The sequence below is a fragment of the Salinibacterium sp. genome (assembly GCF_031364185.1).
Classification (GTDB): Bacteria; Actinomycetota; Actinomycetes; order Actinomycetales; family Microbacteriaceae; genus Rhodoglobus.
Map to the genome: position 1 here is coordinate 1 of NZ_JANLVV010000079.1, position 8,087 is coordinate 8,087.

Genomic DNA, 8,087 nt, shown 5'->3' on the forward strand with positions numbered 1-8,087 from the left:
CGCGAGACGGACACGGGCTTCAACAGGCTCAACATGGCTCATCCCCCAACAATCCGCGGAAAGTGTCACCACCAAAACGCGCCAAACCGTCACCGATGTCCTGAGGCAGAACTGTCACCGATGTCCTGAGACATAACACCCGGAATCCCGGGGTGTTTCCGGGTGTCGGACGCGAGGCGCACCCCGAAGTGCAGGAGTTATCAACGTGGCCGACACCGAAGTGGGCCACGCTACCGGTCCGGATAGCTCAGCCGAGCACGGATCCCAGGTCGTAGGCGACAGGCCGCTCCAACTGGTCGAACATGCACGACGCCGCGTCGCGGTCGGGGCGCCAGCGCTCGAACTGCACAGTGTGCCGAAAACGGGCACCCTCCATGTGGTCGTATCGAACCTCCACAACCAACTCGGGGCGTAGTCGCACGAATGAGGTGTCGCGCGAGCCCGAGAAGCGGCTGCGATCGGATTCGCCAGCCACCGCCGTGCCGCTGCTATCGCGCTGCACGAGGTGATCGAGCTCGCCGATGAGCGCCCGCCGCCGTTCATTCGAGAACGCGGCGATCCCGCCGACAGATTGCAACTCTCCCGCGGCGTCGTGCAACCCGACCAGCAGAGAGCCCACACCCTCACCCGACGAATGGATGCGGTACCCGAGCACCACCACATCTGCGGTGCGAACATGCTTGGTCTTCAGCATCGTGCGTTTGCCCGGCGTATAGGGCGCCGCAAGCGGCTTGGACACCACGCCGTCGAGACCGGCGCCCTCGAACTGGTCGAGCCAGCGCCCGGCGAGTGAGGCGTCCCGCGTTGCTCTCGTGACGTGAAGCGGAGCCTCGATCTTCTCGAACAGCGCCTCGAGCGCGGCCCGACGCGATTCGAACGGATCGTCTTTCAGCGAACGATCATTCAGATACAGAAGGTCGAACGCCACGAAATCTGCCGGAGTCTCTTCCGCCAGCCGCAGGATGCGGCTCTGAGCCGGGTGTATCCGCTGCGAGAGCGCATCCCAGTCGAGGTACTCGCTGCCCACCGGGCCCTGCCGCACCACGATCTCGCCGTCGATGACGCACGATACCGGGAGCTGTCGGGTGAATTCGGCAACCAGTTCGGGGAAGTATCGAGTCAGAGGCTTGGAGCCCCGGCTATCGAGTTCGACGTCAGCGCCGTCAACGTAGGCGATGGCGCGGAAGCCATCCCACTTCGGCTCGTAGCTCAGCCCCGCGGTGTCAGGGATGCCTGCCACCGCTTTTGCGAGCATCGGGGCCACGGGAAATCCCTCGGGAAGGTGCATTCGCCTACAATCGCACAGTGGCCGCGCAGTTAGAACCCCCCAACCTCACGTCGCGCCTGCGCCTGTCGATTGCCTACGACGGCACGGACTTCACGGGGTGGGCCAAGCAGCCCGGAATCCGGACGGTGCAGGGTGAACTCGAAGCCGCCCTCGCCACGGTGTTCAGACGTTTCGGGCCACCTCCGATTCTCGCGGTCGCCGGACGTACCGACGCGGGGGTGCACGCCACCGGCCAGGTCGCCCACCTCGACCTCACGGCGGCCCAGCTCGCGCATCTCGCGGTGCCTCACGGCCGGGGAGCCAAAGCCCAGGAGCCTACCCTCGCCCTTGCGAAGCGGCTCAACGGCATTGCCGGGCTCAAGAGCGACGTATACGTTGCCAGGGTGAGCGTCGCGCCGCCGGGGTTCGATGCCCGGTTTTCGCCGATCTTCCGACGCTACGAGTATCGAATCGCGGATGCCTCGGCCCGCCGTGATCCGCTGCTTCGGCACCACACACTCTGGTATCCGGCGGCGCTCGACCTCGACGCGATGAACACCGCGGCAGGGCAACTGCTTGGGCTTCACGATTGGGCCGCATACTGTCGGCCGCGGGAGGGAGCCACCACGATTCGCGAGCTCCAGGAGTTCCACTGGCACAGGGACGAGACCGGCGTTCTCATCGCGAGGCTGCAGGCCGATGCATTTTGCCACAGCATGGTCCGCGCGCTCGTGGGATCTGTGGTGTCGGTGGGGGAGACGAAGCTTCTCGGAGACCGACTGCTGGGCATCCGGAACGAGGCCCTGCGCACGAGTGAGTTCAAGGTGATGCCGGCAGCAGGCCTCACGCTTACCGAGGTGGGGTATCCGGATGACGCCGAGGTCGGAGCTCGCGCCGAGCAGACCCGCGCTCGCCGCGGCGTGGAGCGCGACGGCGGTTTGACCACTGCACCGTCGACCGCCTAGACTCAACCCTTGGTGTCTGAGCCACGTGCCCGGCATCCGATCATGAGCCCTCCAGTGTTCTCACACACGGTGTTGCAAAACACGGCGTTGCAGAACACAGTGTTGCAAAACACACGGCTGCGTTCTGCGACATCGTCACAGAACCGGCCACGGAGCGGGATTCACGAACACCTCAATCGATCAATGAAAGCAGCACTATTGTGACGCGTACATTTTCACCAAAGCCCGAAGACGTCCAGCGCGACTGGGTCATCATCGACGCGACAGACATCGTTCTGGGCCGTCTTGCGACCCACGTGGCCGTCCTGCTGCGCGGAAAGCACAAGGCCACTTTCGCCCCTCATATGGACATGGGTGACTTCGTCATCGTCATCAATGCGGAGAAGGTGGCTCTCACCGGCTCCAAGCTGGCGAACAAGAACTACTTCAGTCATTCCGGCTACCCGGGCGGGCTGACGGTGACCACATATTCCGAGATGGTGGCAAAGCACCCCACACGCGCCGTCGAGAAAGCGGTGCGCGGGATGCTCCCGAAGAACTCGATCGGACGCGCACAGCTCACGAAACTCAAGGTCTACGCAGGCGCCGAGCACCCTCACGCAGCGCAGCAGCCCACGCCGTACACCCTTTCCCAGGTCGCCCAGTAGCGCCCGCGCTTCTCACGCACAGAACTAAGGACTTATAAATTGGCCAAGATCGAAGACTCCGTCGCCGAGTCAGCCCCCGAGAGCTACACGACCGAGACGCCCACCGGCGACTACTCAACCGAGACACCCGCAGAGGAAGCCCCCAAGGCACCCCGAGCGGTCCTGAACGTACCGGGAGCGGCCGTCGGACGACGCAAGCAGGCCATCGCCCGCGTGCGCCTCATCCCCGGGGCCGGAACCATCACGGTCAACGGCCGTGAGCTCGCCGAGTACTTCCCGAATAAGCTGCACCAGCAGCTGATCAACGACCCGTTCAAGATCCTCGACCTGCTCGGCAGCTACGACGTCATTGCGAAGATCACGGGCGGTGGCCCCTCCGGCCAGGCCGGCGCGCTTCGCCTCGGCATCGCGCGATCGCTGAACCAGATCGACGAGGAGAACAACCGCGCCGCGCTGAAGAAGGCGGGCTTCCTGAGCCGCGACGCTCGCGTCAAGGAGCGCAAGAAGGCCGGACTCAAGAAGGCCCGCAAGGCTCCTCAGTTCTCGAAGCGCTAACGCGCTTCGCACAAAAGCAGGCATGCCCAGGCTCTTTGGTACGGATGGCGTTCGCGGGCTCGCGAATGGCGCGCTGACCGTCGACCTTTCCCTCAACCTCGCCCAGGCGGCTGCTGTCGTACTGGGTAAGGGCAGGGTCGCCGACGGCCGTCGCGCCTCGGGTCGTCGGCCGGTTGCCGTCATCGCTCGTGATCCCCGTGTTTCTGGGGAGTTTATTTCCGCCGCTGTCGCGGCGGGGCTGGCGAGTTCGGGCGTCGATGTGTTTGACGCCGGCGTGGTTCCCACCCCGGCGCTGGCGTATCTGGTGGCAGACTTCAAGGCCGATCTCGGGGTCATGGTCTCGGCATCCCATAATCCAGCGCCCGATAACGGCATCAAGTTCTTCGCGGCAGGCGGCACCAAGCTGCCCGATGAGGTTGAGGATCGCATCGAGGCGATGCTCGACGAGCCCAAGCTCGCTCCCAAGGGCGGCGACGTTGGTCGCATCCGGCGCTTCGCCGACGCGGAGGATCGCTACCTCGTGCACCTGCTGTCCACCCTCCCGCATCGACTGGATGGCATCCATGTCGTCCTCGATTGCGCGCACGGTGCAGCGGCGGGCGTCTCACCACAGGTGTTCACCGATGCCGGGGCGCAGGTTACGGTGATCGGCGCGGATCCCGACGGCATCAACATCAATGACGGTGTCGGGTCGACCCATCTCGGTCCGCTAGCGGCTGCCGTGCTTGCGCACGGTGCCGATATCGGCATCGCCCACGACGGGGATGCCGATCGGTGTCTCGCAGTGGATGCCGCGGGCAACACGATCGACGGCGATCAGATCATGGCAATCCTGGCGCTCTCCATGGCCGAGCGCGGAGTGCTGCACGAACGCACGCTGGTGGCCACCGTGATGAGCAACCTGGGGTTGCGGCGTGCCATGGCCGCCCACGACATCCGGATGATTGAAACTGCCGTAGGCGATCGCTATGTGCTCGAGGCCCTGGCGGCACAGTCCCTGTCGCTCGGTGGTGAGCAATCCGGGCACGTCATCATGACAAAATTTGCGACCACCGGTGACGGGATCCTGACGGGCCTGCACCTCGCTGCCGAGATGGCGCGCACGGGCAAGTCGATCGCCGAACTGGCCTCGGCCATGACGGTCTATCCGCAGGTGCTGGTCAACGTGCGTGGGGTCGACCACCATGCGCTGGCCTTGGACACGTTCATCGCCGCGGCGGTCGCATCGGCACAGGCCGAACTGGGCGAGACTGGCCGGGTTCTGCTTCGCCCGTCGGGCACCGAGCCGATGGTCCGCGTCATGGTCGAAGCCGAGCGCCACGACGTCGCCGAGCGGACCGCCGCATCCCTGGTCGAGGTCGTGCGGGAGCGCCTCGCGGTCTGAGACACGTCAGGCCTGACGCACGGGCTGCGCCCGGGACTGAGTAAATTCGGTGCTGGCAACTATTTTCGTCGATATCGGCGTGTTGTGCATCCAAACGACCGTCTCAAAGAGAACCACTAGACAGGAAGGTCCACTACGCCCTACGGGGCATTACAAAGGAGTACACAGTGAACAATCGCGTCATGGTATCGGCTCTCATCGCAGGAGCCCTCGTTCTCACAGCAGTCGCCCCGGCGTCGGCTTCTCCTCTGCCCACCGCGGCTACGGCCCCGGGCTCCATCGTCGATGTGGCGGTTGCCGCATCCGGCGGTGGCACCCCTGATGCCAACCCCCGCGACTACGACCTGCTGGTGCAGGCGCTGACCGCGACGGGTCTCGTCCCGGTGCTGGCCGACACGAGTGCGACCTTCACGGTCTTCGCGCCGAACGACCGTGCGTTCCTCCGCCTCGTCGAGGATCTCACCGGAACCCATCCGGCAAGCGAAGCGGACGCGCTCACCACCATCACAACCGCGCTGACCGCCGCACAGATCTCGAACATCCTGCTGGGTCACGTGGTGGCTGGCAAGAAACTCGGCCCGATTGCCGTGCTGTTTTCGCGCTCCATCACGATGGCGAACGGCAGCCAGATCCGTCCGCGTTTCCTGACGCTGCGCGATCAGAACCCTGCGTTCACCGACCCGAAGCTCGTTCTGTCAGGGATCAACATCGGTGCCTCGAACGGCGTTATCCACACCATCGATCGAGTGCTGCTGCCAGCGACGATCTAGTCAATGAGGCGTGAGGCCCGTAGCGTCCTGACCGGATGTAGCGGGCCTTACGTTTTGCGCAGTAGCACGCTGGATACGGCGTGGTTCGCGCCCTTTCGCAGCACGAGGGATGCCCGTGGCCGGGTCGGCAGGATGTTCTGCTCGAGGTTGGGTGCATTGATACTGGCCCAGATCCCGCGGGCTCGGGCGCGCGCTTCATCCTCGCTCAGCGACGCGAACCGGTGGAAGAACGACTGCGGGTTGGTGAAGGCGCCGCGTTGCAGACGGAGGAAACGCTCCTCGTACCACCGCGCGATGTCGGTGGAGCGGGCATCCACATAGACAGAGAAGTCGAAGAGGTCGCTGACGGCGAGGCTGCGGCCAGCGGCGGGCGGCTGCAGCACGTTGAGCCCTTCGACGATGAGGACGTCGGGTGCGTTGACGACGATTTCGGCATCGCGCACGATGTCGTAGGCGAGATGGGAGTAGAAGGGTGCTCGTACCTGGCGCGCCCCGCTTTTGACCTTGCTGACGAAGCGCAGCAGCGCCCTGCGGTCGTACGACTCCGGGAATCCCTTGCGCTCCATCAACCCACGGCGCTCCAGCTCGGCGTTGGGCAGCAGGAATCCGTCTGTCGTGACGAGTTCGACCCTCGGGGTTCCTTCCCACCGTGTGAGAAGCTCGCGCAGTAGCCTGGCGATCGTCGATTTGCCCACCGCCACCGACCCCGCGACCCCGATAACAAAGGGTGTGTGCGCGGATTTCTCGCCAATGAAATCGGATGTTGCCGCGTGAAGTTTTTGGGCGCCCTCCGCATACAGGCTCAGTAACCGGCTGAGCGGCAGGTACACCTCCTCGACCTCAACGAGGTCGAGCTCATCCCCAAGCCCGCGAAGTTCGATGATCTCGGTGCGGCTCAAGGGAGCCCTCATCGTGGGTGCCAGCGCGGCCCAGTCATGGCGCCCTAGCTCGATAAACGGCGAGACGTGGCCGTTATGACTGGCTAGCTCTGACATCCGCCCAAGCCTACCGGTGCGTCGATACCGGGCCCGGGCAACTAAAATCAGATCTCATGTGCGGAATCGTGGGTTATGTCGGAGGCAATAAGAGCGTCGAGGTGCTGCTCGGCGGCCTGAAGCGACTCGAATACCGGGGATACGACTCGGCAGGCATCGCCGTCATTGACGAGGCCGGTCACATCGGCACTCGCAAGCGGGCAGGCAAGCTGCAGGTGCTGCTCGACAACCTCGAAGACCAGCCGCTCGCGAACGGAGCCACGGGGATCGGGCATACGCGCTGGGCGACGCACGGTGGCCCCACCGACCGCAACGCGCATCCACATCTCTCCTCCGACGGCAAGCTGGCTTTGATCCACAACGGCATCATCGAGAACTTCGCTGAGCTCAAGCGGGAGCTCGAGGCTACCGGTGCCACCTTCACCAGCGAGACGGACACCGAGGTAGCTGCGCTGCTCGTCGGTCGCGAATACGACAGTGTCGGTGACCTCACCGTCGCGCTGCGTCACGTGGTCGCGCGACTCGAAGGGGCCTTCACGCTTCTCGTCATGCACGAGAACGAGCCGGGTGTCGTGGTGGGCGCTCGCCGAAACTCTCCGCTGGTGATCGGGCTTGGAAATGGGGAGAACTTCCTGGGTTCGGATGTCGCTGCCTTCGTCGAATTCACGCGTCGCGCCGTGGCGATCGGCCAGGATCAGATGGTCACCATCCGCCCCGATTCGGTGCTGATTACCGACTTCGACGGAACCGCCGTGGAGGCCGAGGAGTTCGATATCGCCTGGGATGCTTCCGCGTCGGAGAAGGGCGGTTGGTCGAGCTTCATGGCGAAGGAGATCAGCGAAGAACCCGAGGCTGTGGCCAACACCATCCTGGGGCGCGTGCACGATGGCCTTATCGCTCTTAAGGAGCTCGACCCGATCGGTGACGTTGCCCTCGCCGGAATCGACCGCATCGTCATCGTGGCCTGCGGTACCGCCGCCTACGCGGGAATGCTCGGCAAGTATGCGATCGAGCAGTGGTCTCGAATTCCCGTGGATGTCGAACTGTCGCACGAGTTCCGCTACCGCAATCCCATCATCACCGATCGAACTCTGGTGATCTCGATCAGCCAGTCCGGCGAGACCATGGACACCCTCATGGCCGTGCAGCACGCGACGAAGGCGGGAGCCCGGGTGCTCTCGATCTGCAACACCCAGGGTGCGACCATTCCGCGCGAATCCCACGCGGTCGTCTATACGCACGCCGGTCCCGAGGTCGCGGTCGCGTCAACCAAGGCATTTCTCGCCCAGGTCACCGCGCTCTACCTTGTCGGCCTGCACCTGGCGAAGGTACGCGGCACTCAAACCGACGAGCAAATCCGCGAGCATGTGGTGGAGTTGCAGGCCATACCCGACAAGATCTCGGAGGTGCTGAGTGTGTCGCAAGCCGAAATCGGCCAGCTGGCGCACTGGATGACCGACACCCAGTCCGTGCTCTTTCTCGGCCGTAACGTGGGATACCCGGT

Annotated in this window: 8 protein-coding genes; 6 read left to right on the plus strand and 2 right to left on the minus strand. The window is 64.4% G+C overall.

Going from position 1 to position 8,087, the window contains the following annotated elements:
* Positions 1–247: 247 nt before the first annotated feature.
* Positions 248–1,288, minus strand: a complete 1,041-nt coding sequence (locus RMN95_RS03965; protein WP_309615661.1) for an ATP-dependent DNA ligase — start codon at positions 1,286–1,288, stop codon at positions 248–250.
* Between the two features lie 17 nt (positions 1,289–1,305).
* On the opposite strand from RMN95_RS03965, the gene RMN95_RS03970 reads away from it, so the two are divergent.
* From RMN95_RS03970 to RMN95_RS03990, 5 genes are all read left to right on the plus strand, one after another.
* Positions 1,306–2,232, plus strand: coding sequence for a tRNA pseudouridine synthase A (locus RMN95_RS03970; protein WP_309615662.1), 927 nt, complete (start codon positions 1,306–1,308; stop codon positions 2,230–2,232).
* A gap of 200 nt (positions 2,233–2,432) precedes the next feature.
* Positions 2,433–2,879, plus strand: a complete 447-nt coding sequence (gene rplM, locus RMN95_RS03975) for a 50S ribosomal protein L13 (RefSeq protein WP_199281177.1) — start codon at positions 2,433–2,435, stop codon at positions 2,877–2,879.
* Positions 2,880–2,918: 39 nt separating this feature from the next.
* On the plus strand, positions 2,919–3,434 hold the full coding sequence (gene rpsI / locus RMN95_RS03980) for a 30S ribosomal protein S9 (protein WP_309615663.1): 516 nt from the start codon (positions 2,919–2,921) through the stop codon (positions 3,432–3,434).
* A gap of 22 nt (positions 3,435–3,456) precedes the next feature.
* Positions 3,457–4,818, plus strand: a complete 1,362-nt coding sequence (glmM, locus tag RMN95_RS03985; RefSeq protein WP_309615664.1) for a phosphoglucosamine mutase — start codon at positions 3,457–3,459, stop codon at positions 4,816–4,818.
* Positions 4,819–4,985: 167 nt separating this feature from the next.
* Positions 4,986–5,588: a fasciclin domain-containing protein gene (locus RMN95_RS03990; protein WP_309615665.1), complete on the plus strand. Its 603-nt coding sequence runs from the start codon at positions 4,986–4,988 to the stop codon at positions 5,586–5,588.
* A 47-nt stretch (positions 5,589–5,635) separates the two neighbouring features.
* On the opposite strand, the gene coaA is transcribed toward RMN95_RS03990, so the two are convergent.
* Positions 5,636–6,583 (minus strand): type I pantothenate kinase, encoded by a 948-nt coding sequence (gene coaA / locus RMN95_RS03995; protein WP_309615666.1) that lies wholly within the window; start codon positions 6,581–6,583, stop codon positions 5,636–5,638.
* A gap of 56 nt (positions 6,584–6,639) precedes the next feature.
* On the opposite strand from coaA, the gene glmS reads away from it, so the two are divergent.
* The coding region (glmS, locus tag RMN95_RS04000) for a glutamine--fructose-6-phosphate transaminase (isomerizing) (RefSeq protein ID WP_309615667.1) at positions 6,640–8,087 on the plus strand (1,448 nt) is incomplete at its 3' end.

What these genes read in the sequence shown, in the direction of transcription:
- glmM (WP_309615664.1), top strand. Translation starts at nt 3,457, where the DNA reads ATGCCCAGGCTCTTTGGTACGGATGGCGTTCGCGGGCTCGCGAATGGC.
- coaA (WP_309615666.1), bottom strand. Translation starts at nt 6,583, where the DNA reads ATGTCAGAGCTAGCCAGTCATAACGGCCACGTCTCGCCGTTTATCGAG.
- RMN95_RS03965 (WP_309615661.1), bottom strand. Translation starts at nt 1,288, where the DNA reads ATGCACCTTCCCGAGGGATTTCCCGTGGCCCCGATGCTCGCAAAAGCG.